Below are 26,134 nucleotides of genomic sequence, written 5' to 3'. Positions count from 1 at the left end.
ATCTTGCCTATTATTATATACCTATTTGTTTGCGCTGCCTTAACTACAAGTTCTGTACCGGGCTTTAATTCAGCTTACTTTTATCATTGGCGGCCCAAATATCGCGGATAGTATCCTCATCACCCTGACCTTCAGGCACGGCAGTACTTTGATGATTTGCGTAGTACCAGCGTTTTTTGTCTATAGGCGATGTTGTTTGCCGACCTCCGGGCATCTCAACATGACCATTTGGGTCAGTTTTTTTTATCCAATCAAAAGCGTAATACAGCCATTGACGGCGGTAGGCTGCAGGCTGATGGGCAAACCAGCTAATCTCGTCATAACCCCAAACCCAGATATTTAAACCGGCGGCGTGTGCCTGGCTGGGTTGTTTGCTGACGCCGTAATTATCAAATTCAACCAGGTAAGGCAAATGCTCGCAGCTCCAGCCGCTCGGGGTTATACCTCCCTTGCTGCGCAGAAATAATGCATCGGTATGTCCAACTTCCAGCTTGGCTTCTTCGGGTTTGTCGGGAGTCTCTTCGATACGCAACGGAAATGCATGTACATCCATTAATAAATGGCCGTCTTTCACAAAGCCACCGCTTGGTACATGCGAGTCGCATATAACCATTTTGCGGCGGGCGTGTTTATGAGCATATTCGCGAATCAAACCCAGAACCTGCGCATAATGGTCCAGGTTCCTGTCGTTTTTGTTCATCAACTCTACCTGGCCAAAGTGCAAGCCCTCAATTCCTGCATCGATATATGATGCACCCAGGTAATAAAAAAACAACTTGGTTTCATTCCGACTTATATCAGGCACAGAACCGCGCCCCCATTGTCCTTTGAATTTGCCATCGGGATATAACATCAAATCGTAGTTAAAATTTCGATGTTCTACAGGTAAACTCAAGGCCCTGAAGGCCCAATCAGGTATGGCCAATTGATTTACCCGCGGCGTAACAATCTCAAAAATGCAGGCCTGTAAAATGATATCCGGATCTATATCATGAACCTTGATGGCTAGCTCTTTTTCTTTAATTAAATTCTGAGGGATATCAGCTTCCTGCCCCCACTGGCACACTGCACGGCCAATAAACTTAGCCCCTATATTTTTAATCATCCGTAAATTATCGTCAAAATTTCCCTGGCCCACCAAAAGGCTTTGCATAGTAATTGCCCTGTCGAGGTAGTTCTCTAACACATTGCGCGATATTGTGCCTTTGAATTTATAGTTGGGTTGCTTAGCAGCTGCTGTAGCTAATGCCGCTGTGCTGACTAAACAAAAGATGACGAATTTGGATAATTTCTTCATGTTCTTACATTATCTGATTTTGACGCCGATAAGCAGGCATTAATCCAACTCGATCTCAAAGCCTTGAACTGCCCAATCAGGAAATGTTGCCGGTTTACTAATCACCAATGCATCATCGGTTAATCTCCATTTTAATTTTTGCTTACTGCCCAGCAGGGATATTTTGGTTATCTTCTTATCATTTAGTTTAGCGTTTTTACCCAGCGAGGTGATACGGATATCGCCATCAGGTTTCGCCATACAAAATGCGTAAAGCTTGTTGCCTTTGGTTGTAAAACGGATGTCGGCAGACGTGAAAGGGCGCGTATCGCTTAAACCAGCAAACTGACCTTTTTTCATGTTTGATTTTACGGTCGACGGCCCTTCGCCATAAATTTTCCAGGGGCGGGTGCCATAAATGCCCGCACCGTTTTGCGGCATCCAACCGGCTATTTCATTCACTATTTTCAGCACATCGGGTTCCAGATCGCCCTCGGGTGTTTGCACAATATTGATTAACAAGTTGCCGTTTTTACTGACGATATCAACCAGCATTTGTATAATCTCGGTACCGGTTTTGTATTGCTGACCTGTTTGATAAAACCAATCGCCTATAGAGGTATCAGTTTGCCATGGGTATGGGTTAATACCCTCCTGAATACCGCGCTCCAGGTCTTCAACCCAGGCACCATTTGAGGTTTGTTTACACGTATAAATAGCTGTTAAATTGCCATTGTTGGCGGTTAAGTTACCATTATAATAATTAGCCACCATAGCCCTGCCGGTATCACCAAATGGGAAGCCGCTGTCAGAATATAGCAAGTCGGGGTGATAATTGTCAACCAGTTCCTTAATACAGCCATACCACTCTTTCGCCCATTCAGGGTTTTTACTTAGCCAGCCCCGGTCATCGGGTGCGGCTTTGGGGTGATACAGGTCGGCATATTGCGGTTCGGCCCCATCGTAAGGCACACCGGCATACTCGCCGGTTTTATCGGCTCCATGCGAAGGCTGGAACCAGGTATAGCTTGCGCCCAAATGCTCAGACACACCAAATTTCAAACCTTGTTTACGGGCTGCTTTTTCCCATAGTCCCACCACATCTTTATGTGGCCCCATGTTGTAGGCGTTCCATTTATGCAGGGCCGATTTCCACAAAAAGAAATTGTCATGATGCGTACCCATGCTCACAAAGTACTTGGCACCTGCTTTTTTATAAAGCGCCATCAGCTTATCGGGGTCCCATTTTTCAGCCTTCCAAAGCGGGATGATATCCTTATAACCAAATTTTGAAGGCGTGCCGTAATGCGCCACGTGCCATTTATTTTGACGGCTACCCTGCTCATACATATTGCGGGCGTACCAATCGCCCTGGCGCGGCACAGCCTGGGGGCCCCAATGCGCCCAGATACCAAACTTGGCATCTCTGAACCAGGTTGGGTACTGATATTGCTTCAACGATTCTTCGGTGGGTTTGTAAGGGCCGGCATTAATGGGCAGGTTTTGCGCTTGCGCGATAGACGCACCGATAGTTAGTGTGCCCCATAGCAGCAGTTTAACGTGGAGTTTCATATTGGGTTAATTGGTAATTTAAAGGTAGGGACAAAACATTATAAAATTCACCATAGTCGGAAAATTGTTATTTATACCGACCTTAGCGCCATGAAAGCAGAGCAGCCACAAAAACCAGCCGAAAAGGAAAACATGCACCCGCGCAATATTCACCGGGCGGGTTATGATTTTAAATTGCTATGTCGCATTAACAGCGAATTAAAGGATTTTTTGGGCATGAATAAGTTTGGTACCGAGTCGATTGATTTTAGCGACCCATTAGCGGTAAAAACGCTGAATAAAGCTTTGCTGAGGCAATATTACGGGGTGAGAGATTGGGATATCCCCGAAGGATATCTATGCCCCCCTATTCCGGGCCGGGCAGATTATTTGCATTACGCTGCCGATTTACTGGCCGAAACTAATGACGGAAATATCCCGAAAGGGAATTATATTGAAGTGCTTGACATTGGCGTCGGCGCCAATCTGGTATATCCGCTCATTGGTAACAGCGTTTATAATTGGAAATTTACAGGCTCGGACATTGACCCGGTTGCCTTACAAAATGCGAACAAGATATTGTCGGCCAATAAAGAATTTCAAAGCCGTATTACCCTCAGGATGCAACATGATTGGGGTAAAATATTTGCCGGTATCATTAAACCCGCCGAACGTTATGATTTGACTATGTGCAACCCGCCTTTCCATGCGTCGTTTAAAGACGCAAAGGAAGTAACTGCCAAAAAATGGAAGAAGTTGGGTGTGATGACTAAACCAACATTGTTGAATTTTGGCGGTCAAAAAAATGAGCTTTGTACAAAGGGCGGCGAAGCCGGCTTTCTTCGCCGTATGATTGAAGAAAGTGCCGGGTTTGGTAAACAAGTGCTGTGGTTTACCTCGTTGGTTTCAAAAAAAGAAACGCTGCCAACCGTTGAAAGCAGCCTGCGCTGGGTAAAGGCTACCGATGTACGTATCATCAGCATGGCGCAAGGACAGAAAAACTCGCGTATGGTTGCCTGGACATTTATGTCTAAAGATGAACAGCTGGCCTGGACGGCTGAGCGGTTTAAATAAACTTATATTCTGTCACCAGTCATTAATTTAATTACATTAATTATTTCAGGTTGCATGAGAAGATGGTGTATATATTTATCAGCATTAATTATGTTGGGTTGTGCTAAAAACAAGCATGCTATTTATACTATACACATCAGCCTGACGAATAATAACCGTTCCCTCAAAATAACAGGGGTTGATTCTGTAATACTAAATGATATCGATCGGGATACGGCTAAAAATTGGGAAAGTTTGTTTGCTATATCGCGCCTGCCGGCAGACACTGATCTGAAGGACTACCAGCCTACACAGCCCGGCAAATATCGGGTTAGCCAAGGCTCCGTGGTTTTTACGCCCGATACACCCTTTGTGAAACAGCAGGTTTACTTTCTGCGCTACTATAAGCACGGGGGCGATAAAGACATCTGGGATTATGTACGCAGAGGTACCAAACCGGGGCAATTGCGTTATACCGATTTGATTTTTAAGCCATAGCGTTTGGCTTTTTAAAAAATTTAGCTATATTTGCATCACTGAACACGAGGGAGGGGGCCATTTGCCCCCTCTTTTATTTACCGATATTTTCTGATCAGGAAATATTGGCAACAGAAAAAGCGAGGTTGAATAATGAATATCGAACAAAGAGTTGCTGAACTGGTAAGCGAAAAGATAGCCGAAATTGGCCGTCCGGACGTATTTCTGGTAAGTGCTAAAATGCGCAGCAATGGCAAATTGATCATCTTGATTGACGGCGATAAAGGGGTGGGCATTGACGAGTGCGTACAGATAAGCCGTTATGTAGGTTTTAAACTTGAAGAAGAGGACGCGGTTAAAACGGCTTATAACCTGGAGGTATCGTCGCCGGGTATTGATACCCCGTTGTTAAACCCTAGACAGTACACTAAAAACATTGGTCGCAACCTATCTATTAAAATGGCCGATGGCACCAAAAGAGAGGGTATACTTTCGGGTTTAACTGAAGACGCTATCCAGATTGAAGAAAAAATAAAAGAAAAAGGGAAAAAGGCTGAAATTATTGAAAGCATTATCCCGTTAGAGCAAATATCAGAAACTAAAGTTTTAATATCATTTAAGTAAAATGAGCAATATCAATTTAATTGATTCATTCCAGGAGTTTAAGGACTTCAAAAACATTGACCGCCCAACAATGATGAGCGTGCTGGAAGACGTTTTCAGAAGCATGATCCGTAAAAAATATGGAACTGATGAAAACTGCGATGTGATTGTGAACACAGATAACGGTGACTTGGAAATTTGGCGCACGCGTATCGTTATGGAAGATGGGTTTAGTGAGGATGATGACCTGGAAATTGAGCTGGCTGAAGCAAAAAAATATGATGAGGATCTGGAAGTGGGCGACGAGTTCATTGAGCAGATTACGTTAGAGAGCTTCGGCCGCCGCGCTATATTAGCAGCGCGCCAAACCCTGGTATCAAAAATCCTGGAGCTGGAGAAAGACGAGATCTTTAAGAAATATAAAGACCGTGTGGGTGAAATTGTTACGGGTGAGGTTTACCAGGTTTGGAAAAAAGAAACTTTGGTACTGGATGACGAAGGTAACGAGTTGTTGCTGCCGAAATCAGAACAGATACCGGCCGACTACTTTAAAAAAGGTGATAGCGTTAAAGCTATTGTTTACAAAGTGGATATGATGAACAGCAACCCTAAGATCATTATTTCTCGTACAGCGCCTGAGTTTTTACAGCGCTTATTTGAGCTGGAAGTGCCGGAGATCTTTGATGGTTTGATCACTATTAAAAAGATTGTTCGCGAGCCGGGTGAGCGTGCCAAAGTAGCTGTTGAATCGTACGATGACCGTATTGACCCGGTAGGCGCCTGCGTTGGTATGAAAGGTTCGCGTATTCATGGCATCGTTCGTGAATTGAAAAACGAAAACATCGATGTTATAAACTATACTAACAATACGCAGTTATATATTCAGCGTGCTTTATCGCCGGCTAAAATCACTTCAATTAAATTGGACGATGAGAAAAAAACAGCTGCGGTATACTTGAAACCAGATCAGGTGTCATTAGCTATTGGTCGCGGTGGACATAACATCAAACTGGCAGGTAAATTGACAGGTTACGAAATTGATGTTTATCGTGAAGCTGACGAGCATGATGAGGATGTGGATATTGAAGAATTCTCAGACGAGATTGATGGCTGGATAATCGACGAGTTTAAGCGCATTGGTTTGGATACAGCGAAATCAATTTTAGCGTTATCTGTAGGCGAATTGGTAAAACGTACCGATTTGGAAGAAGAAACCGTAAAAGAAGTTTTATCAATATTGCAGGCAGAATTTGAATAAAAAAAATTAAGCAAAATTAAAATCGTATTTTTGCATAAATAGCAAGGAAAGAAAATTTAATAAATGTCAGAAGACAAATCCATAAATTTAATTAAAGCTGCAAAAGAGCTGAACATTGGCACAGGTACAATTGTCGACTTTTTAGCTTCCAAAGGGTACAAGATTGATAAATCTCCGATGGCAAAGCTAAATGGAGAAATGTATGGTGTGCTATTGAAGGAGTATGCTGCCGATAAAAGCATAAAGGAAGAAGCTAAGCAAATCAGTATCGGTAAGATACGTAAAGATGAAGCTGCTTCTATTCCTGAGAAGCCGGTAGAGGCTCGTCGTTCAAGAGATTTCGAGAATGAAGAAATCCTGATAAAGAACGCCGGAAACTTTACTGCGCCGCCAGCGCCTGAAAAGCCGAAGCCTGCTCCCGTACCAGAACCTGAGAAGGCCGAAGAGAGCAGCGATGGTTTGCGTGGTGTGAAAATTGTAGGAAAAATTGACCTTAACAATTTAAATACTAAACCCGCTACTCCTCCTAAGGAAGAACCAAAGGCGCCAGAGCCGGCTGCACCAAAAGTTGAGGCCCCAAAGCCAGAAGCTAAAGCACCTGAACCGGTTGCCGAGGTTAAACCGGTTGCTGCGGTACCGACACCAGCACCTGTGCCTGAAGCGCCGAAAGTTGAAACGCCGAAAGCACCTGCTACCCCTCCGCCAGCCAACACAGCTAACGCTGAAGGCGACGAAAACGAAGAGGTAATCAGAGCCAGAGCGGAGCGCTTAAGCGGTCCAAACATTGTAGGTAAGATCACATTACCGGTTACGCCTAAACGTAACCCGGTAGCATCATCATCAAATACCAACAATGACCATAAGCGTAAACGTAAACGTAAAGACGGTACACCAGATGGTGGTAACACAGGCCAGCAACAGGGTGACAATCAACAAGCCGGTAATCAGCAAGGGGGCCAGCACGGCGGTAATCGTCAAGGTGGCGGAGGTTATCAGGGAAATCGCCCTAACAACAATCGCCCGGGCGGAGGTTATCAGGGAAATCGTCCTAACAATAACTTTAACAGAAATGCTCCGGCTACGCCAAAAGAGGAACCTTCTGAAAAAGATATACAAGACCAGATTAAGGCTACACTTGCCCGTTTAAGCGGTGCAGGTAAGTCGGGTAAATTTGCACAGCGCGCCAAATTACGTCGTCAAAAACGTGATGATGTAGCGGCAAGTGCAGAAGAGCTGGCAATGGAACAGGAAGCACAATCAAAAGTGCTTAAGGTTACCGAGTTTGTAACAGCGAACGAGTTAGCTTCGATGATGGATGTACAGGTTACGCAGGTTATTTCAACTTGTATGGCTTTGGGCATGTTCGTATCGATCAACCAGCGTTTGGATGCCGAAACATTGAGCATTGTTGCTGACGAGTTTGGTTACCAGGTTGAGTTTGTGAAACCACAGGATGAAGAAGCAAACTTAGACCAACCTGATGAGCCGGAAGACCTTAGACCTCGTGCGCCGATAGTTACCATCATGGGTCACGTTGACCACGGTAAAACCTCTTTGCTTGACTTTATTCGCAAAACCAATGTTATTGGTGGCGAGGCAGGTGGTATTACCCAGCACATTGGCGCTTATGAGGTGACTTTACCAGACAACAGAGGTAAAATAACATTCCTGGATACTCCGGGTCACGAAGCGTTTACTGCTATGCGTGCCAGAGGTGCCCAGGTAACAGATATTGTGATCATCGTGATAGCAGCGGACGATGCAGTGATGCCGCAAACCCGCGAGGCTATAAACCACGCACAGGCTGCGGGCGCTCCTATCATCTTTGCCTTTAACAAAATAGACAAACCGGGAGCAAACGCCGACAGAGTGCGCGAGCAATTAGCTGCTATGAACATTTTGGTTGAAGAATGGGGCGGTAAATACCAGAGTCAGGAAATATCAGCCAAAAGCGGCTTAAACGTTGATAAATTATTAGAGAAAATATTGTTAGAGGCCGAAATGCTTGAGCTGAAGGCTAATCCTAACAAACGCGCAGTAGGTACCGTTATTGAGGCTGCTTTAGATAAAGGGCGCGGTATTGTGACCACCATCCTGGTACAAGCAGGTACGCTACGTGTGGGCGATCCGATTTTGGCCGGTTGCTACAGTGGGCGTGTTAAGGCTTTAACCAATGAGCGCGGCATGCGTGTAGAGGCTGCCGGTCCATCAACACCGGTACAGGTGTTGGGTATGCAGGGTGCGCCTACTGCAGGCGATAAATTCAATGCCCTTGAAAGCGAGCCTGAAGCACGCGAAATTGCCAACAAACGCTTGCAATTGCAACGCGAGCAAGGTTTACGTACACAGAAACACATTACGCTTGATGAGATTGGCCGTCGTTTAGCGGTAGGTAACTTTAAGGAGCTGAATGTGATTGTAAAAGGTGACGTGGATGGTTCAATAGAGGCTCTATCAGACTCATTATTGAAACTGTCTACCGAGCAGATCCAGGTGAACATTATCTCTAAAGGCGTTGGTCAGATCTCTGAATCGGATGTGTTACTGGCTACAGCTTCCGACGCGATCATTATCGGCTTCCAGGTTCGTCCATCAAGCGGTGCACGTAAACTGGCCGAGGCTGAACAGATCGATATCCGTCTGTACTCAATTATCTATGACGCGATCAACGAGATCAAGGCTGCGATGGAAGGTATGTTGGCACCAGAGTTTGAAGAGAAGATTGTTGCAAATGTTGAAATACGTGAAACCTTCAAGATCAGCAAGGTGGGTACCATTGCAGGTTGTATGGTGTTAGACGGTAAGATTACCCGTAACAGCAAGATCCGCATTATCCGCGAAGGTGTGGTTATCCATACCGGTGAACTGGCTTCATTGAAACGTTATAAAGACGATGTTAAAGAAGTAAACGCGGGCTATGAGTGCGGTCTGAACATTCAAAACTTCAATAACATTGAAGTAGGCGACATTGTTGAAGCTTATGAAAATGTAGAAGTTAAGCGCAAGCTGTAACAGCTTTTTTAAACATAAAGAAGGCTCTCAGGATTTGTTCTTGAGAGCCTTTTGTTTTTGTTGTGAGTTGGATGATATTCTTTTTGTTTTACAATTCTATACTTTCCTCCAAAGCCAGCAACTTAATATTTACGCCTGCTTTTACAAACTTCTCTATTGATTCGTCCTTATTGATGGCTATAACCGGAAAGGTATCATAATGCACACCGATAACATTATTGCAATTAATAAATTTAGTGGCCTTGATAGCATCGTCAACACCCATGGTATAGTTGTCACCTATAGGAAGTATGGCCCAGTCAAGATTCTCGTCCTCCAGTAACTTCATGTCGTAAGTTAAGGCGGTATCGCCCGCAAAATAGATTTTTTTGCCGCCCGAGTAGATCACAAAGCCTGCCGGGTTACCACCCGCAGCCCCGTCAGGCATGGTGCTTGAGTGAATGGCATTCACCATTTTAACCCTGCCAAAATCAAAGTTAAAGCCACCGCCAATGTTCATACCATGTGCCTCAATATCGTGTTTGCCTAACCAGGTAGCAATCTCGGCTATGCAAATAACTTTCGCATTGCTGCTTTTTTGTATCGCGATTAAGTCGGCCACATGGTCGCCATGACCGTGGGATACCAAAATATAGTCGGGTTTTAAACTGTGAATATCGATATGCTTAGCCGCCGGATTTGGCGAGATAAAGGGATCGAATAATAATTTCTTCCCTTCAGTTTCAATCATAATGGTTGATTGGCCGTAGAATGTTAATTTCATATTTGCCCCCTCTAATCTCCCCCGGACGGGGAGACTTTTTAGTGATTTTATTTTAAACTTTTATTAAAGCCCTCCCTGCCGGGGAGGGTTTGGGTGGGGTCGCCGCTTATTGCCCAAACATGCCACCCAGATTACCAAACATCTGTTGGGTAACTGCCGCCATTTCGGCCTGGCTCACGTTTTCAGCCTGTTCAATAGCTTTATTTACTGCCAGCGCAACCAGCTCTTCAATCTCTTCGCGATCTGCTCTCTTAAAAAACTCCTCGTCGATGTTGATCGACTTGATAACCTTATTGCCGTTAGCTGTCACGCTGATCTTGCCACCCTCGGCGGTGCCGGTTACGGTAATGTTGTCCAGGCGCTGTTTAGCCTCGCCTGCCTTTTGTTGTGCTTCAAATAGTTTGTCGAACATGTTAACTCCTTTCCCTTTTACCAAACAGTATTTACAACTTAATGTTTATGTGCTTTGTGCTTTTTAACGTTGCTGTGTTTGGCAGCCGTTTTTTCCTTTTGCTTTTTAGCGGGTTTCTGGCTCTTTTTAGCCACAGGCGCTTGTGCCTGCTCGTCCTCTTCCTCACCGTCGCGGCCGTAAGCCCCTGCACGTATTACAGGCATGCCGGTCATTTTGAACAGATCATCAAGGTGCAGCAGGCTACCGTTGGTCATGTTATCTAACAATATAATTACAACGTCTTCCTTCATATCGCGCAAAAAATTGTGCCTGAAGCCGTGCCACCAACCGGTATGGTAGACCACCTTCTCGTTGGGCGCCTCAAACAAATGCCAGCCGTAACCGTAACCAAAATGACCGTTCTTTAACGGGACACGGTTGGTATAGGCCGAATCTTGCGTGGCCTGTTTAATGAGCAAGCCGGCGCGCAATGCACGGTCAAACAAGAAAAGATCGCCTACGGTACTGTAAATGCCTTTATCGCCGACAGGGCCGTCCAGGTAGTTCTGCGCTACCGAGTAGCGCCAGCTGTTACGATCATGTCCTAATACCTTGGTAGGTATCTTGTCGTAAGTAGCCTTGGAGTATACATTCGTATGCTTCATGCCCGCCGGCAAGAACACGTTCTGCATCATATAATCTGCATATGGCATATGCGCAACCTTCTCTATGATAGAGCCCAACACCATAAAGTTGGAGTTGTTGTAATGATAACCTTTATCAGGCACATTATAACGTGCAGGCTTGTATTGCGCCAGTAAATCCATCATTTGCTGGTTGGTGACACCTTTTTTCTGGTCGCGATGTTCTTTGCGAAAAATATCATCAATAGCATATACATAGTTGGGAAGGCCTGAGCGGTGCGTAAGCAACATACGGATAGTCACGCCATGATATGGGAAATTAGGAAAAAACTGCTGAACAGAATCGCTAAGGTGCAGCTTGCCGCGCTCCATTAACTGCAAAATAGCGGTCGAGGTCATAGTTTTGCTGATGGATGCCAGTTCAAATTGAGAGTTTAGCGTCAGGCTATCCTGGTTTGGGTAGTTGGCCCAACCAAAAGCGTTTTCGTAAACTATCTTTCCTTTTTTTGCCACCAATACGTTACCGTTAAACCCTGCAACTTTGTGCAGGCGTTGCATAAAAGCATCTATCTGTTTATCGGCATTTTTGGGGTTGTAGGCCAACAACGCTTTAGTATCTAACGGTTTGCTTTTTTCTGGCGGACTAAAGATCGAACCTCCTTTATCGCTGCCTGACGAACATGATGCCAGCATCAGCATTGAAACACTAAACGTTAGTAGACGTTGTTTTATAAAACTCATAAGCAAATAACTCTTTTGGGGTAAATGAACTGCGAAAATTGCAAAATATAAGCCTTGCTGAAAGTAAAGTTTTAAACATTTTTATTGTTTTAGTTAATAACCCTAACTATTTTTAAACAAACCTTTCAAACCAGTATAAATATGAAAACCTATCGCAGTTTAGCATTGATCATAATTTTATCGTTAAGCGTAAACGCACTATTTGCACAAAATAAACCATCGCATACAGACTCTTTGATGAAGGCAGGTATAGCGCTAACCGATGCAGGTAAATTTGCAGAAGCCGTGGCGATATATGATGAAGTGCTCAAGGCTTCGCCTGATTCCAAACCGGTGCTTTATGAAAAGGCGATAACGCTTAACATTATGGGAAAGCATGACGATGCGATAATTATTCTTGAAAAATTGCTTACCAGTATCAGTACGCCAAATGTGTACGCTGCACTTGGAGACGCTTACGATATGAAGGGTGATTTTGATAAAGCCACCAGCTACTACACCAAGGGTATCTCACTTTGGCCAAAAGACCGTAATCTCTGGCTAAATTTAAGCGTGTCATATTCACGACAGAAAAAGTATCCACAAGCACAAGCAGCGGCGGCAGAGGCAATAAAAGCAGATCCAAGGCATGCCCGGAGTTATCAAAACTATGCGGTTGCCGCCTACCTTCAGGGAAAAAATGCCGAGGCTTTGTTAGGCTTATCTAACTATTTGATGTTTGGCTCAAATAACCAGTCGTTAGGTGCTTGCAATGTTATCAAATCAATATTATATGCAAAACCAAATACCAATGCCGACCCTGTTGCCAAATTGGAGCAGGAGACAATTGCAGGCGCAGTTACAGTTGCCACTGCCGGCAAAACCGGCCTTGCACCAATTGATTCGTTAGTGTTGCAGTTAACAGCTTCTTATAAAGCAATACAGTCACAGGAAAATCAATTCGGATCATCATTCTTTGCCAGGTATTTCGGCGATTTTTTTGGCGCCATTGCAACTACAAATTATATGGATACCTATACTCGTTTTATAGCGGTAAGTTTATCACCACAAGACAACATCGCGTGGTTAAAAGCACACAACGATGATGTTAAAGCTTTTAACATTTGGCTAAATACTCAAAAAAGGCAAACCGAATAGACTTAAATACATGTAAGCACCCCTACTTAACAAACCTTATATTAGTCTGCCCGTTAATAAATAAGAGGATAAACACCTATGAAAACCACTTGCTTACTGCTTATTGCTGCTTTTAGTTTATTTTTTACAAACGGATCATTTGCCCAATCGGATGACCCGGCAGTTAATTATAAAGCCGCCCTGGAGCTGGTAAATAATAACAAAGGCGTCGATGGTATTCCTTATTTGCAAAAGGTTATCAAAACTAATTCAAATTACACTAATGCTGCCTATAGTTTGTTGGGAAGCATTTATGATAAAAGTAATGAACCGCAAAAAGCTATAGCAACCTATAAAGAGGGCTTGAAAGCTTTTCCGCAAGATCAAAACCTTAATTTTAACCTGGGGATAGCTTATTTTCGCGACAAACAATATGCGCAGGCCGAGCTTTCAGCAATCGAAGCTATCAAGATCGATCCAAAACATGCCAACAGTCAGCGTTTGTACGGACTGGTAACTTTTCACCAAAATAAACGTGCTAACGCGTTACTGGCCTTTTGTAATTTCTTGCTGCTTGATCCTAATAGCGACAAAAGTGATGAAGCAGTCACCAACATGAAAAGCATACTGAAAGGCGGCGTTTTAAAAGCCGATGGCGCGGCGAACAAACTTACTGCTGCCGATGTTAAAGAGAACGCCAAATTAAACGCTATTATAACAGCCAGTATAACATCAGGCAGAGCAAAAAAACTAAGCGGCGATGCGTTGCTGGAATATCAGCTTAAAACTATTTTTACCCAGGTAGGGCAATTGTCGGCTGCAAAAAGTAGTAAAAACTTTTTTGATACTTTTTATGCCGACTATTTTTATAAACTGGCTCAAAGTGGTAATGTGCCGCTGTTAGTGAAGATGATAAACACCAAAAGTACCGACCCGGCCTTAAGTAACTGGATAGCCGCTTTTGAGCACAAGTATTAGTCTGGCTCGCCTGATATATTCCAAAAACGATTGATGGTTGCTAAGCATTTTGTCTGCGAAAGCTAAAAAATACCGATGAAAAAACTTATCAATTTAAACGCCTGGAACCGTAAAGACCATTTTAACCTTTTCTCAAAATTTGAAGAACCGTTTTGGGGTGCGGTAATCTCGATCGATTGTACGCAAGGTTATAAAAACGCCAAGACCAAAAGTCAGTCGTTCTTTTTGTATTATTTGTACCGCGCCTTAAAAGCTGCTAACGAGGTCGAGAACTTTAGATACCGCATTATCAAAGGCGAAGTATATTTGTATGATCAGGTAAATGTGGCTACAACCGTTAACCGCCCCGACGAAACTTTTGGATTTGCTTATTTCAATTATTTTGAAGACGAACAGCAATTTATTGCACAAGCCAAAGCCGAAATGGAAAAAACAAGCCGCTCAACTGGTTTAATCCCTTCAGCAGAGGGAGCGAATGATATTCATTTTTCGGCGCTGCCATGGTTAGATTTTTCTTCGATATCGCATGCCCGTGCTTTTGGTTTCCCGGATAGCTGCCCTAAAATATCGTTCGGCAAAATAAAAACCGTACATGGCAAAAAGACGATGCCGGTTTCTGTACATGTACATCATGGACTGGCCGATGGCTACCATGTGGGCTTGTTTGTGGAACGGTTTCAGGCGCTGATGGATGAGGCATAATTAGAAGTTGGTGATCTAGAACTTAGTGACTTGCAAAGCGCATAAGATGTTTCGCTATGCTCAACATGACAAATTCGATAATTCCACCTACCGGCCGTCATCATTCTGCTTAAAAACGCGGATAGTTTTTACATAACGTGTGCTATAATAAGAATCATAGTATGATGTCTCGACAACGCCGTACGCTTTGCCGGATGTAGAGTGGATAAATTTTAATTTTTCGCCCGGCAAAGAGGATATAATGCCCATGTGGCCTACAACTTTCTCAGTGCTGTCGGTTCCGGTGAACAGAATCAGGTCGCCCCGTTTTGCATCTTTGATGTCAATGGGGTGATTTACAGGGGTAAAGTCGACCGACGTGCGTGGCACCGCAATATTAAAATGGTTGAATACATAAGTGACAAAGCCCGAACAGTCAAAACCCTTTTTAGGGTCAGACGAGCCATAGAGATAGGGTATGCCCTCTAGCGAACAGGCGAAAGTTACCAGTTCGTCGGGCGTAGTTTTGCCGGTGTTAATGTCGGTGATATGTTCTTGTGCATAGGTTTTGGGGCAAGATCTGCAGGGGTGTTGGCCGACTTGTGAGGGTGTTCGCAAGAAACAGCGGCCATAATGAATAAATAACAGATACCTATAATGCGCATATAAAAGGGCTATAAAAATCAGTTCCTTGTAAAAAGCATGTTTGGTGTGGTTTTGTTTGGCATTTAAAAAAGAGGTGTCACGCTGAGCTTGTCGAAGAGCTCAGTTTGACACCTTCCTTTTTATCATCAAAAATTAAGATAAAAAAGCCGCCCGGTACCACGCGGGCGGCCAACAATTACCGGATGGCATCGCCATCCTTCACCTCATCATTGGCATTGTTGAGAACTTTATCGCCCGGCTTTAAATCGCCGAACACTTCGGTCTCATCTTTTCCTACGAGACCTTCTTTTACATCAATAAGTTTAGCTTTGCCGTCAACAACGGTAACTACATAACGGCGCTCGGTTGAGCGGATTATCGCGCTGGTTGGCACCAGCAGCGATTTAGCGCCGGAGAGCATCGGGATTTTAACTTCGGCATACATACCTGGCTTTAGCTGGCCGTGATCATTGGTTACATCTATCTCGATTGCTTCTGAACGCATATCATTCAAACTATTTGCCGAGCGGCTGATTTTAGCCGAATGCGTAACGCCCGGCATGGCATTAAAGGTGAAAGAAACTTTTTGTTTCAGATCTACCTTGTCAACATAATCCTCAGGTATGGCTACTTCCAGACGCATTTTGTGGGTATCCTGAAGAATCAGCATAGGCTGGTCGGTTGATTTGCCCGGTGCCACCAATGCCCCCGGCGAAACATTACGCTGCGTTATAGTACCGTTAAAAGGCGCGTATACTCTTAAGTAACCCTGCATGGTTTTTACCGACTGTACGTTTGATTTTTCTGCTTGCGCAATGGCATTGTCGGCACGCATGCGGGCAGCGGCATTATCCAGCTCAAGCGGCGACACCGAGCCCGGCTCTGATGCCGCTTGTTTTAAACGATTGTACTTTTCTTTAGTAGCAGTAGCCGTTTCCTGGGCCTGCAAGTAGCGTGAATTGGCTGCCTGCAATTGCGATTCCATTTCCGGCGCTTCCAGCACTAACAGCAATTGGCCCTTGCTAACTTCGGACCCGCGGTCGACAAAAATTTCTTTTACAAAGCCGTTTACTTTAGGAAAAATGTTAACCTCATTAAATGGCGCCAGCTGGCCCGGCAGGCGTGCCGCGCTTGAGAGCGCCTTTTCGGTCACTATAGCCAGGTCGGCTTTTTGTTCTTTAGTGGTTTGTTTGTCGGTTAGGTCCACCGGTTTTTCATTGCCGCCGCACGCCGCCAAAAAACAGCTGAATAGGCTTAATATGATTAATTTACTTTTCATGTGTTTTTAAATAGTTGAGGGTTCAAGAATTTTTGTTTGTTCTTCGTCTGCCGGCATCAGGTCAGGCGACTCATAAGTGGTTTTCTCCTGTATCCAGGCAAATACCATCGGTAGGATAAATAAGGCTGCCAGGGTTGAAGCGAACAAACCTCCAATTACCGCCCGACCCAGCGGCGCAGACTGTTCACCGGCCTCGCCCAAGCCTGAGGCCATCGGGATCATACCGGCAATCATAGCCATACTGGTCATCAAAATGGGCCTTAGCCTTATAGCGGCGCTGGTAATAGCGGCGCGGGTAGAGTCTCTGTAATCTAACCTGAGCTTCTCGGCGTTGGTAACAATCAATATCGCATTAGCGACTGATACCCCAGTGGACATGATCATGCCCATATACGATTGAAGGTTAAGTGTTGACCCGGTGGCTAATAACATCAATAACGAGCCCAAAATTACCGCCGGCACCGTCGACAAAACTGTAAGCGATAATTTAAACGACTGGTAATTAGCCGCAAGTAACAAGAAGATCACCAATACCGCGAAACCTAAGCCGCTTTGCAGACTGCTCATAGTTTCGGTTAACAAAGTGCTCATGCCTTTCAGCTCGGCAACCAGGCCCTTTGGCGGGGTGCCCAGGCTTTTCATTACTTTCTGTACGTCGGCGGTTGCGGTACCCAAATCCTTTTTGTAAATATTTGCACTAACCGTCAGGAAACGTCGCGGGCCGCTGCGGTCATACTCGCCGGGAGCATAGGTGGTGGTAAAGGTGGCTACGTCGGCCAGGGTTGGCGTGCTTTGGCCTTTAAGTAGTGGTATTTCCTTAAGCTCGTCCATGGTATTCATGGTGTATTCGGGTATTTGCACCTGCACCTGGTAGGTATATTGCTTATCCTCATCAAGCCATTGATTTTTTTCGGTGAAACGGCTGGATGATGTGCTGGCTGTTACAGATCGGGCTATATCAGTTACATTGAGCCCAAATTGCGAGACTTTCTCTCTGTCTAATTTCACGGCAATAACCGGTATGCGCAAAGGTTGGGTAATTTGCACATCGCGCAGGTAGCTTATTTTTTTAAGACCTGCTACGGCGCGGTTAGCATAATCTTCAATCTGCTGCATGTTTTTTCCTGCAACCCGTATTTCAATAGGTGTGGCAGCGCCCTGGCTCATGATCTTTTCAGTCATATCAATAGGCTCAAAGGTGATGCGCAAGTCGGGCATTTCATGAGCGATGTTTTTGCGCAGCGCATCTTTCAGCTCGTCCATGTTGACATGGTAACTATCATCTAACTTAACCTGTAATACCGCCTCATGGGTGCCTGTATTAAAAATGTATAAGTTACTGCTGCCGTAGCTGCTTGGTATAATGCCAACATAGCCCGAGCTGATTTCGATATGATGATCAACCGTGCGGTCAATGATGTTTAGCACCTCTTTAAACTTATCTTCGGTACGTTCTAAACGGGTACCATCGGGCGCCTTGATACGGATAAGGAACTGCCCGTTATTTAACTTAGGCATCATGTCCTTGCCAATAATGGCAAACCCTATACCTGCCAGCAACACAACGCCAACTAAGTAAATTGGAATAATTAACTTCTTTCGCGGCATCCAACGCGTGATAATGCGCCTGAAACGCATTTTTATACGCTCGAAGAAGTCATTCTTTTCAGGTTCATCTTCTTCTTGTTGCATGTGATGATTAACCTGATCATGCTCCGGCCGGTCTAATGATTCGCCGGCGTGCGCATGCAATTTGCCGTGTTCATAATGCTGGTAGCGTTCGGCCTTGATCATCCAGTTACTCAATATAGGCACCAGTGTTTGTGCCAGAAAGTACGACACGATCATGGTTAAACCGATAGATAATGACAAAGGCAGGAACATGGCTTTGGGCACCCCGGTCATGAGGAATGAAGGCGCAAATACAGCCAGGATACACAGTAAGATCAATAACAACGGAAACGATATTTCCTCGCAGGCGTCATAAATGGCCAGCTTTTTAGACTTTCCCATTTCCAGATGCTGATGAATATTTTCAATCGTGACCGTCGCCTGGTCGACCAGGATACCGATAGCGAGGGCCAACCCGCTCAATGTCATGATGTTGATGGTTTGCCCAAAAGCTTTTAATAACATCACCCCCAATAAAATAGACACGGGGATAGTAATCACCACAATTAAGCTGCTGCGCAAATCGCGCAAAAATAATAGCACCATTAAACCCGTAAGCAAAGCGCCTAAGCCGCCCTCGGTCATCAAACTTTTTACGGCGTTAATTACCGCTATAGATTGGTCAAACTCGTACGATACCTTTACATCATCAGGTAATAAGCTTTGCATTTCGGCAAGCTTGCTTTTTAAACCCTGTACCACGGCCCAGGTAGAAGCATCAGCAGTTTTAACTACCGGGATGTACACGGAACGTTTACCGTTAATCAGGGCGTAATCGACGGTGATATCTGACGCATCGGCTACCCGGGCAACGTCTTTAACAAATACAGACACCCCATTTTTAGTTTTAATGGGGATATCGCCAAACTCGTCGGCTTTTTGTACCAGCGAGTTAATGGTAGTAGTAAACATCGTATTATCTATACGCAAGTTACCCGATGGCGACATGGCGTTGAATTTTGCCAGCGCTTCAACTACTTCATCAGGTGTTAAATCATAACTTCTTAACTTGGCCGGGTCTACGTTTACGGTTATTGATCTGGAGTTTGCACCAAATGGTGGTGGCGCCGACAGCCCCGGTACAGTGGCAAACATAGGCCTGATACGGGTTGCTGCCAGGTCATAAATCTCTTTTAAGCTACGTTTTGGGGCAGAAAGTACTAATTGTCCTACAGGCAATGAGGACGCATCATAACGCACTACCTGCGGAGGCAAAGCTCCCGGCGGGAAAAACTTCATGGCGCGGTTTACCTGCAACGCTACCTGCGCCTGGGCTTCGGCCATGTCTGTACTTTCATAAAAACTGATCTTGAGCATGGTTAGCCCCTGGATGTTTTTAGTAGTTATGCTTTTGATACCATTTACATACAAAAACTGATCTTGCAAACGGGTAGAAAAGAAACCCTCCATTTGCTGCGGCGACATACCGCCGTACGATTCTATTACATAAATGGTAGGCAGGTTTAGCTGTGGGAAAATATCTATAGGGATATTAAGAGCGCTTAAAACGGCAAATATTAAAAGGCTTAAGGTAATTACTACTACCGTTATTGGCCTTTTAAGCGCTGTTGAGACCATTGACATAGTTAAATTAATTTAAAAGGTTTAAAACTGATGGTAGTTGATTACCGGTGATAGCTTTTTGAAACAATGCGCTGGTATAAGCGTATCGGGCCTGTGCATAATCGGTTTCGGCACGGTACAGGATGTTTACCGCAGCGTTCAACTCAATAATGTCTGTTAACCCGCTCTTATAAAGCGATAGTTTTTGACGATAGCCTGCGGTAGCCGCTTTCAATTGGTCAGGAATTTCCTGTAGGCGCTGTCTGGCAGTATTCAGTTCAACATTGGCCTGGTTAATGCTTAGCTCGAGTAACGATTTTTGCTCGTTAAGCTGTTTTGAGGCATAGTCGGTTACTGTTTTCTGCGTACGAAGTTTAAGCTGTTTACGGCGCAGATCAAACAAGTTATAAGACACACCCACACCTACCAGGTAGTTATTACGGTCAAAACCCCAGCCGTTGGATAGCGGCCCAAATTTATCATTCTCTATACTTGAACCCCGGCCCCAGCCGGCAGCCTCTAAAAGGATTTTTGGATTGTATTGCTTGCGCACCAGATCCTCGCGTTGCAGGCTGTTTTGTACTACTGATTTGTAATAGTTAATGTAAGGATGATTGGCGGTGTCGGCGTTGATGAGCGCAGGCGCTCCTATATTGTCGCTTAGTTTATCGCCCATTAAAGTGTCGGGAACAATAGCCTGTGACGGTATACCGCTAATGGCCGAAAGCTGTAACTGAACCTGTTTAAACCGGTTGTCCAGCTCAATATAATTCAGCCTGGCTTTTGATAGTTCGGCCTCGGCAATACTGGTATCAACACCGGGGCGTATGCCACTTTTGGCTAACGACTGGATGGATTTTCTGATCTGGTCGTCACGCTGAATGGTACGGGCTTGTATCGCCAGAAAATCCTGCAACCGCATCAATTCCAAATAGCCGCCAATAGCATATGCCTGCAGGCGATATCTGGAGTTTTGAAAGTTATTTCTTTCAACAGCTACATCAGAGTTAGCCACTCGATTTTGAGCAGCATATGCGCCAAAGTTATAGGCCTCCCAATCAAACGATGCGATGCCCAGATTGGTTAGGGCTGAGCTGGTGTTATTTTGCGCCCTAACGCCGCTTGAGTTGGATGGTACAATACCAAAGCCAAAATAACCGCCGGCTACATTGTTATTGGTACCTACATCGGCCTGGTAATTTAACTTAAAGTTTGGCAGCCAGTTATTGCGTACCTCGTTGGCTTGCGCCAGTTTAATACTGATGGCTGCCGAGTCGGCCAGTAACGCAGGTGCTTTTTGGTCAACGGTATTTAGCAACACCTTTAAACTCAGGGGAGCGGGTTGCTGTGCATACACAGATATTGTAAAAAAGCACAATATCAGCATGCACTTATATTTTAGATAGTGCATTATTAATAGTTTAAAAAAAAATTAAAAATGATATAATCGGGCATGACCATGCCTGCCGGCATTCATGCTAAATGTGAGTAATCAGAAAAAAAGGAAATCAGATAGTCAATTTGCCGCCAAGCAAGTAGAGTGGTTGCGGCGGATGTAAACTACAGGTAATTGCCGCAAGGTCGCTATAGGTAAGCGTTTTTGACTGTCGGAAACGACTGGATAAAAAGATATTCAGGGCGCAAGCCAGTAACATGATTGTTGGTAACACCGGGGTTGCCAGTTTTTTGGCTATGGTGACCATACTGAATTCGCTGTCTTCAGACACCTCAAGTTTCCGTTTGGCAAATGATTTTACCAGGATATTTGGCTTGCGATGATGCAATACCCTGAAATAATGTTCATACCGTAAACTAAACCCTACAAATGGCTTAGCCACAAACATAAGCAGGGCTAAAAACATCAGGTATTTAATTTTATGGGGCATGTTGCGTTAACGTGTTTCTAACCCCAAAGTTGCTGATGATATGACGAATAATGTAGTTTGTAACGGAAAAATTGCATTCTTAGCGGCAAATCAAACCACTTTATCAAAAGCAACGTGTAAGGAATTTTGAAATAGCCCGTCAAAGCGGTATGACAAAACGATATCAACACTACGCACCGCTTTTGCTACGCCTTATTATTGGTTACGGTTTTATGGCTCATGGTTGGGTAAAGCTAAGCAGAGGGCCGGCCGGCCTTGAAAAGTTATTGACACTAACCCACGTCCCTTTTCCGCATATAAGCGCCTGGCTAGTGCCATTTGTTGAATTAATTGGCGGTTTAGCAATATTTACCGGCACTTTGGTAACCATAGTAAGCATTCCACTAATTTTAACTATGGTAGTAGCCATAGTAACCATAAGCTATAAATTTGGATTTAGCTCTGTAAACACTATCGGCTTGACCGCGCAGGGGCCTAAATTTGGTCCGCCGGGTTATGAGATCAACCTGCTGTATATAGCGGGTTTAATATCATTAATCTTATCGGGAGCCGGCGCCGGGTCTGTTGACTTGTGGCTAAGCAACCGTAAAAAAGCTGCAAAACAAATTACTTAATGCCGACAGGCAAAGTGCTTATGGCCGACCAGCCACCGTCTATCACAAGGCTTTGCCCGGTAATCTGCCTGGCTTCTTCAGACACCAGAAACAATACTGCATGAGCAATATCGCTTACATAAGACGGCCGGCCCATCGGGGTAATTTCAGACCAAACCCTTTCGTAGTCAGCTTCTAGCATGGTGCGTTCTGTAAGCGTAGCGCCGGGGGCAACGGTGTTTACATTTATTTTATACTGCGAAAGCTCAATAACCAGGTTTTTAGCCAGCATTTCTAAAGCTGCTTTGGTCATGGCATAACAAGCCAGGTCTTTCAAGGCCTGATGCCCAACTACTGATGATGTAAATAATATGGACCCGCCATTTGCTTGCAGCTTCATTTTGTTTGCTGCCGCTTGTGCCAAGAAGAATGTGCCACCCAGGTTAACTTGTAATACTTTATAGAATGACTCGGGCGAATAGGTAAAGAAATCGCCATATAGTGTGATACCGGCATTAGCTACGACTATATCCAGGCGCTGATAATCTGCTATTGCAGTATCAACCATATGGTTAATAAAATTGATGTTGCTGGAATCGCCGGCAAAGGCTATGCAGCTTTTTGAACCGGCCGAATTAATTTTTTGAGCTGCAGCGTTAGCCAGGTCGGCATCAACATCATTTAACAACACTATAGCCCCCTCAGCCACCAGTTGGCGGCAAACTTCAAAACCAATGCCTTGCCCGGCGCCAGTAACAATGGCAACTTTATCTTTAAATTTCATACAGCAGGTTTATAAAAATGTGGTCAAGAATTAAAATTCCATGGACCACCAAAGTAGAAAATTTCGTTCAAAACAAATCATTTTTTGTAGGTTAGTATTCATTTGTTGTATATACAACCGTCAATTTATTAACCTAATTAAATAATTACTATGCAAAAAGGGCACTTTATAGCTGCAATGTTTTACCTGTCGGTAATTTTTAGTGCCAATGCGCAAAACGCGCCTGTGCGTCAGTCAGATGGGTCACTAACACTCATACATATCCCCAATACCAAGCCACGCAATATTGTTTTTATTTTGGCCGATGATCATCGTTATGACGCTTTAGGTTTTTTGCATACGCAAGATTTTATCGAAACACCTAGCCTCGACCGCATAGCCCACGAAGGCGCTTACCTGCCCAACGCTTTTGTCAATAATTCGCTTTGCTCGCCATCAAGGGCGTCAATTTTGACAGGCTTATACTCGCATAAACATAAAGTTATTGATAACGAACATCCGGTATCGCCCGATCTGATTTTCTTCCCGCAGTATTTGCAGAAAGCAGGCTACCAAACCGCTATGGTGGGTAAATGGCATGCCGGAAACGACAGCGACGAGCCAAAGCGCGGATTTGATTACTGGTTATCATTTAAAGGGCAAGGCTCATATTTGCCCTCAAAGAACGGGCTTAACCTGAATGGCAAACATATAGCCCAAAAAGGCTATATAACCGATGAATTGACCGACTACGCGCTCGACTTTCTGAGTCATCGCGACAAAAAACGCCCCTTCATGCTTTACCTGGCTCATAAAGGGGTACATGCCGACTTTATTCCGGCCGACCGCGATAAAGGCCGCGCAGCTAAATACGAATTTAAGCCCCCCTTTACTATGGACTCTAAAAATGTACAGGGCGCACCAATGTGGGTACAGAACCAACGTAACTCATGGCACGGTGTCGATTTTCCTTACCATAGCGATCTGAACATTGGCGAGTACTATAAACGCTATGCCGAAACTTTGCATAGCGTAGATGAATCGGTAGGTAAGGTAATGGATTATTTGAAGAAGGAAGGTCTGCTGGAATCTACCCTCATTATTTATATGGGCGATAACGGCTTCCAGTTTGGCGAGCATGGTTTAATTGACAAGCGCACCGCCTACGAAGCTTCTATGCGTGTGCCGATGCTGGCTTACTGCCCTGAACTAATTAGACCGGGGACAGTAGTTAAACAGGTTGTAGCTAATATCGACGTAGCCCCAACCCTGCTTGAAGCTGCCGGATTGAAAGCTCCGGCATATATGGACGGCATGAGCTATTTACCATTGCTTGAAGGTAAAACGGTGGAAAACTGGCGCCAGGGCCTGTTATATGAATATTACTGGGAACGGTCTTTCCCGCAAACACCTGCCATGCACGCCTTGCGGAACGATCAATTTAAATATATACGGTATTACGGTATTTGGGATACCGACGAGCTTTACGATATACAGGCCGATCCGCTCGAGACCAAAAACCTGATACGCGACCCAAAATACGCTGCCACTGTAAAATCGATGAACAAGGAGCTTTTCCAAGCCTTGGAGGACACCAAAGGCATGTATATCCCGCTGACTAATGATGTAGGCGGGCAATCAAACCTGCGCAACAAATACGGCGCTCCTGAAGCCAGGTTTCCGGAATATTTGATTAAGGATATGAAGTCGGGAAAAAAGATTAAATGAATTTGTCATTCTGAGTGTAGCGAAGAATCTTATCAAAGCGTATAAGATCCTTCGCCATGCTCAGGATGACAGGTCGTGGATGGTTTATTGCTTATAAATAATCTTAAAAATAGTACCCTTCAAGTCATCGGCTACATAGAGTGCGCCATCAGGGCCTTGCGCCAAACCCATTGGGCGGTATTTAAGCGGACCTGTCGGATGAGCCAGGTCGCTGCCGGCGAAGTTATCGGCAAAAACCTCCCAGTTTGATGACAGCTTTCCATTAACCATCGGTATAAACGCCACTAAATAACCTTGTACCGGGTTAACCGAACGGCCATGCAACGCCACAAATGCTCCGTTTTTGTACCGTTTAGGAAACATGTTGCCGGTATAAAAAAGCAGGTCGTTTGGCGCCAGGTGACCCGGGAACGCAACCGCCGGATTGGCGTATTTGTCGGTTTGGGTTTTGCCGTCGCCGCCATACTCAGGTGATACCATTTTCTTTTGCTGTTCTTGGTCGTAATAAGCGTAAGGCCAGCCCGCGTCAGTACCCTGGTGGAGTTCATAAATGGTTTCGCCTGGTAATTCAGTCCATTTTGCAGGTGTGAAAAATGCGGGAGACAATTTGTCAAAACTACGTCCATGCTGCGTGGCAAATACGCTTTTGGTAGCAGGGTTATAGTCGATACCTACCGCGTTTTTGATGCCGGTAGCGTACCGCACGCCGTCGCCGAAATTTTGATTCAGCTTATCGGCTTTAAATTTCCATACCCCGGCAGCCGAGTCTAATATCGGGCAGCCCGGCATACCTTCGGCCGAGTTTTGCTGACGGCAGGCGTCAGACCACGAACCGATAGTTACAAACAGGTTATCCTGATCGTCTAACGCGATAGATTTTGAATTGTCACGCTGATGATCTACCAGGCCCTTAACAATAGTTTCAGGCTGATCTGGAGAAATTATCTCGTCATCAGCATTCAGTTTATAGCGGAACACGCCGGTATTTGAGGTTGAGTACAGGTAATGATCTTTGATCTTGATGCCGGTGCCCGGATAATCGGCAAAGGCCAGCTTTTTATCCAATTGACCGTCGTGGTTTACATCGCTCAGAAAATAAATACCCTTGCCGCCGCTGCGACGGGTAGAGTTCAGTTTGGCATAAATATCGCCCTTGCCGGTAACTACAATATGACGCAATGCGCCCAGTGAGTCGGCAACTATAGTGGCGGAGAAACCAGCAGGTAATTTAAGTTCGGCAGGTTTTGCGCCAGTCATTTTACTACCAACAAATGCGCTCAAACCAAGCATGGCAGCCATTACCCCGGCCGACCAAAGAATTTTTTTATTCATTTTAGTGATGATAAATAATTGATGACTGCCAAGATACGCATTAGGCGCAGCCAGTGGGTTATCTAACGGAATAGTTACAGCCCTGGTGACGGCATTTTGCAATTCCCTTTTGAAGGGATAGAGGGGGAGT

The 26,134-nt window shown here is 44.8% G+C and carries 22 protein-coding genes; 10 read left to right on the top strand and 12 right to left on the bottom strand.

All coding sequences use genetic code 11. From position 1 onward, the window contains the following. Nucleotides 1–64: 64 nt before the first annotated feature. Nucleotides 65–1,297 carry a hypothetical protein gene (locus ACFS5N_RS12115; RefSeq protein ID WP_377185731.1) on the bottom strand — a complete coding sequence of 411 codons (1,233 nt, stop codon included), beginning with the start codon at nt 1,295–1,297 and terminating at the stop codon, nt 65–67. Between the two features lie 39 nt (nt 1,298–1,336). Next, the gene (locus ACFS5N_RS12110) at nt 1,337–2,848 is read right to left on the bottom strand and encodes an alpha-L-fucosidase (protein ID WP_377185729.1); all 1,512 of its coding nucleotides are present in this window, start codon (nt 2,846–2,848) and stop codon (nt 1,337–1,339) included. Nucleotides 2,849–2,938: 90 nt separating this feature from the next. On the opposite strand from ACFS5N_RS12110, the gene rlmF reads away from it, so the two are divergent. From rlmF to infB, 5 genes are all read left to right on the top strand, one after another. Next, nucleotides 2,939–3,901 (top strand): 23S rRNA (adenine(1618)-N(6))-methyltransferase RlmF, encoded by a 963-nt coding sequence (gene rlmF, locus ACFS5N_RS12105; RefSeq protein ID WP_377185727.1) that lies wholly within the window; start codon nt 2,939–2,941, stop codon nt 3,899–3,901. Nucleotides 3,902–3,955: 54 nt separating this feature from the next. Further along, complete coding sequence (locus tag ACFS5N_RS12100) at nt 3,956–4,378, top strand: hypothetical protein (protein WP_377185725.1); 423 nt, start codon at nt 3,956–3,958, stop codon at nt 4,376–4,378. A 132-nt stretch (nt 4,379–4,510) separates the two neighbouring features. Then, nucleotides 4,511–4,981: a ribosome maturation factor RimP gene (locus ACFS5N_RS12095; RefSeq protein WP_377185723.1), complete on the top strand. Its 471-nt coding sequence runs from the start codon at nt 4,511–4,513 to the stop codon at nt 4,979–4,981. 1 nt (nt 4,982) lies between these two features. Continuing rightward, entirely contained in the window at nt 4,983–6,218 is a 1,236-nt protein-coding gene (gene nusA / locus ACFS5N_RS12090) for a transcription termination factor NusA (protein ID WP_377185721.1), read from the top strand. Nucleotides 6,219–6,281: 63 nt separating this feature from the next. Continuing rightward, nucleotides 6,282–9,230 (top strand): translation initiation factor IF-2, encoded by a 2,949-nt coding sequence (gene infB, locus ACFS5N_RS12085; RefSeq protein WP_377185719.1) that lies wholly within the window; start codon nt 6,282–6,284, stop codon nt 9,228–9,230. Nucleotides 9,231–9,318: 88 nt separating this feature from the next. On the opposite strand, the gene ACFS5N_RS12080 is transcribed toward infB, so the two are convergent. The 3 genes from ACFS5N_RS12080 to ACFS5N_RS12070 form a co-directional block, all read right to left on the bottom strand. Beyond that, nucleotides 9,319–9,993, bottom strand: a complete 675-nt coding sequence (locus ACFS5N_RS12080; protein ID WP_377185717.1) for a metal-dependent hydrolase — start codon at nt 9,991–9,993, stop codon at nt 9,319–9,321. Nucleotides 9,994–10,099: 106 nt separating this feature from the next. Further along, the gene (locus ACFS5N_RS12075) at nt 10,100–10,405 is read right to left on the bottom strand and encodes a YbaB/EbfC family nucleoid-associated protein (RefSeq protein ID WP_377185715.1); all 306 of its coding nucleotides are present in this window, start codon (nt 10,403–10,405) and stop codon (nt 10,100–10,102) included. A gap of 38 nt (nt 10,406–10,443) precedes the next feature. Beyond that, the gene (locus ACFS5N_RS12070) at nt 10,444–11,769 is read right to left on the bottom strand and encodes a serine hydrolase domain-containing protein (protein WP_377185713.1); all 1,326 of its coding nucleotides are present in this window, start codon (nt 11,767–11,769) and stop codon (nt 10,444–10,446) included. 141 nt (nt 11,770–11,910) lie between these two features. Here ACFS5N_RS12070 and ACFS5N_RS12065 point away from each other — a divergent pair, with 141 nt between their 5' ends. The 3 genes from ACFS5N_RS12065 to ACFS5N_RS12055 all read left to right on the top strand — a co-directional run bounded on the left by ACFS5N_RS12065 (nt 11,911) and on the right by ACFS5N_RS12055 (nt 14,565). Then, entirely contained in the window at nt 11,911–12,906 is a 996-nt protein-coding gene (locus tag ACFS5N_RS12065) for a tetratricopeptide repeat protein (RefSeq protein WP_377185711.1), read from the top strand. Nucleotides 12,907–12,984: 78 nt separating this feature from the next. Next, nucleotides 12,985–13,863 (top strand): tetratricopeptide repeat protein, encoded by an 879-nt coding sequence (locus tag ACFS5N_RS12060; protein ID WP_377185709.1) that lies wholly within the window; start codon nt 12,985–12,987, stop codon nt 13,861–13,863. 75 nt (nt 13,864–13,938) lie between these two features. After that, nucleotides 13,939–14,565, top strand: coding sequence for a CatA-like O-acetyltransferase (locus tag ACFS5N_RS12055; protein WP_377185707.1), 627 nt, complete (start codon nt 13,939–13,941; stop codon nt 14,563–14,565). Between the two features lie 87 nt (nt 14,566–14,652). Here ACFS5N_RS12055 and ACFS5N_RS12050 read toward each other — a convergent pair whose 3' ends face one another. From ACFS5N_RS12050 to ACFS5N_RS12030, 5 genes are all read right to left on the bottom strand, one after another. Continuing rightward, entirely contained in the window at nt 14,653–15,162 is a 510-nt protein-coding gene (locus ACFS5N_RS12050) for a C40 family peptidase (protein ID WP_377185705.1), read from the bottom strand. Nucleotides 15,163–15,385: 223 nt separating this feature from the next. Beyond that, nucleotides 15,386–16,468 carry an efflux RND transporter periplasmic adaptor subunit gene (locus tag ACFS5N_RS12045; protein ID WP_377185702.1) on the bottom strand — a complete coding sequence of 361 codons (1,083 nt, stop codon included), beginning with the start codon at nt 16,466–16,468 and terminating at the stop codon, nt 15,386–15,388. A gap of 6 nt (nt 16,469–16,474) precedes the next feature. Then, nucleotides 16,475–19,723 carry an efflux RND transporter permease subunit gene (locus ACFS5N_RS12040; protein WP_377185700.1) on the bottom strand — a complete coding sequence of 1,083 codons (3,249 nt, stop codon included), beginning with the start codon at nt 19,721–19,723 and terminating at the stop codon, nt 16,475–16,477. Between the two features lie 7 nt (nt 19,724–19,730). After that, nucleotides 19,731–21,113 (bottom strand): TolC family protein, encoded by a 1,383-nt coding sequence (locus ACFS5N_RS12035; protein ID WP_377185698.1) that lies wholly within the window; start codon nt 21,111–21,113, stop codon nt 19,731–19,733. A 97-nt stretch (nt 21,114–21,210) separates the two neighbouring features. After that, nucleotides 21,211–21,588 carry a hypothetical protein gene (locus tag ACFS5N_RS12030; RefSeq protein WP_377185696.1) on the bottom strand — a complete coding sequence of 126 codons (378 nt, stop codon included), beginning with the start codon at nt 21,586–21,588 and terminating at the stop codon, nt 21,211–21,213. A gap of 149 nt (nt 21,589–21,737) precedes the next feature. Here ACFS5N_RS12030 and ACFS5N_RS12025 point away from each other — a divergent pair, with 149 nt between their 5' ends. Continuing rightward, a complete protein-coding gene (locus tag ACFS5N_RS12025) occupies nt 21,738–22,202 on the top strand; it encodes a DoxX family protein (RefSeq protein WP_377185694.1) in 465 nt (154 codons plus the stop codon). Here ACFS5N_RS12025 and ACFS5N_RS12020 read toward each other — a convergent pair. Continuing rightward, a complete protein-coding gene (locus ACFS5N_RS12020; RefSeq protein WP_377185692.1) occupies nt 22,195–22,965 on the bottom strand; it encodes an SDR family NAD(P)-dependent oxidoreductase in 771 nt (256 codons plus the stop codon). The two genes, ACFS5N_RS12025 and ACFS5N_RS12020, sit on opposite strands and share 8 nt — an antisense overlap. 150 nt (nt 22,966–23,115) lie before the next feature. Here ACFS5N_RS12020 and ACFS5N_RS12015 point away from each other — a divergent pair, with 150 nt between their 5' ends. Beyond that, the gene (locus ACFS5N_RS12015; protein WP_377185690.1) at nt 23,116–24,672 is read left to right on the top strand and encodes a sulfatase family protein; all 1,557 of its coding nucleotides are present in this window, start codon (nt 23,116–23,118) and stop codon (nt 24,670–24,672) included. A gap of 84 nt (nt 24,673–24,756) precedes the next feature. On the opposite strand, the gene ACFS5N_RS12010 is transcribed toward ACFS5N_RS12015, so the two are convergent. Further along, nucleotides 24,757–26,004, bottom strand: coding sequence for a PQQ-dependent sugar dehydrogenase (locus ACFS5N_RS12010; RefSeq protein ID WP_377185688.1), 1,248 nt, complete (start codon nt 26,002–26,004; stop codon nt 24,757–24,759). Between the last annotated feature and the right edge of the window lie 130 nt (nt 26,005–26,134).

This window comes from Mucilaginibacter ximonensis (assembly GCF_042686265.1).
In the GTDB taxonomy this organism is placed as follows: Bacteria; Bacteroidota; Bacteroidia; order Sphingobacteriales; family Sphingobacteriaceae; genus Mucilaginibacter; species Mucilaginibacter ximonensis.
This window is presented reverse-complemented; position numbering and strand designations above follow the sequence as displayed.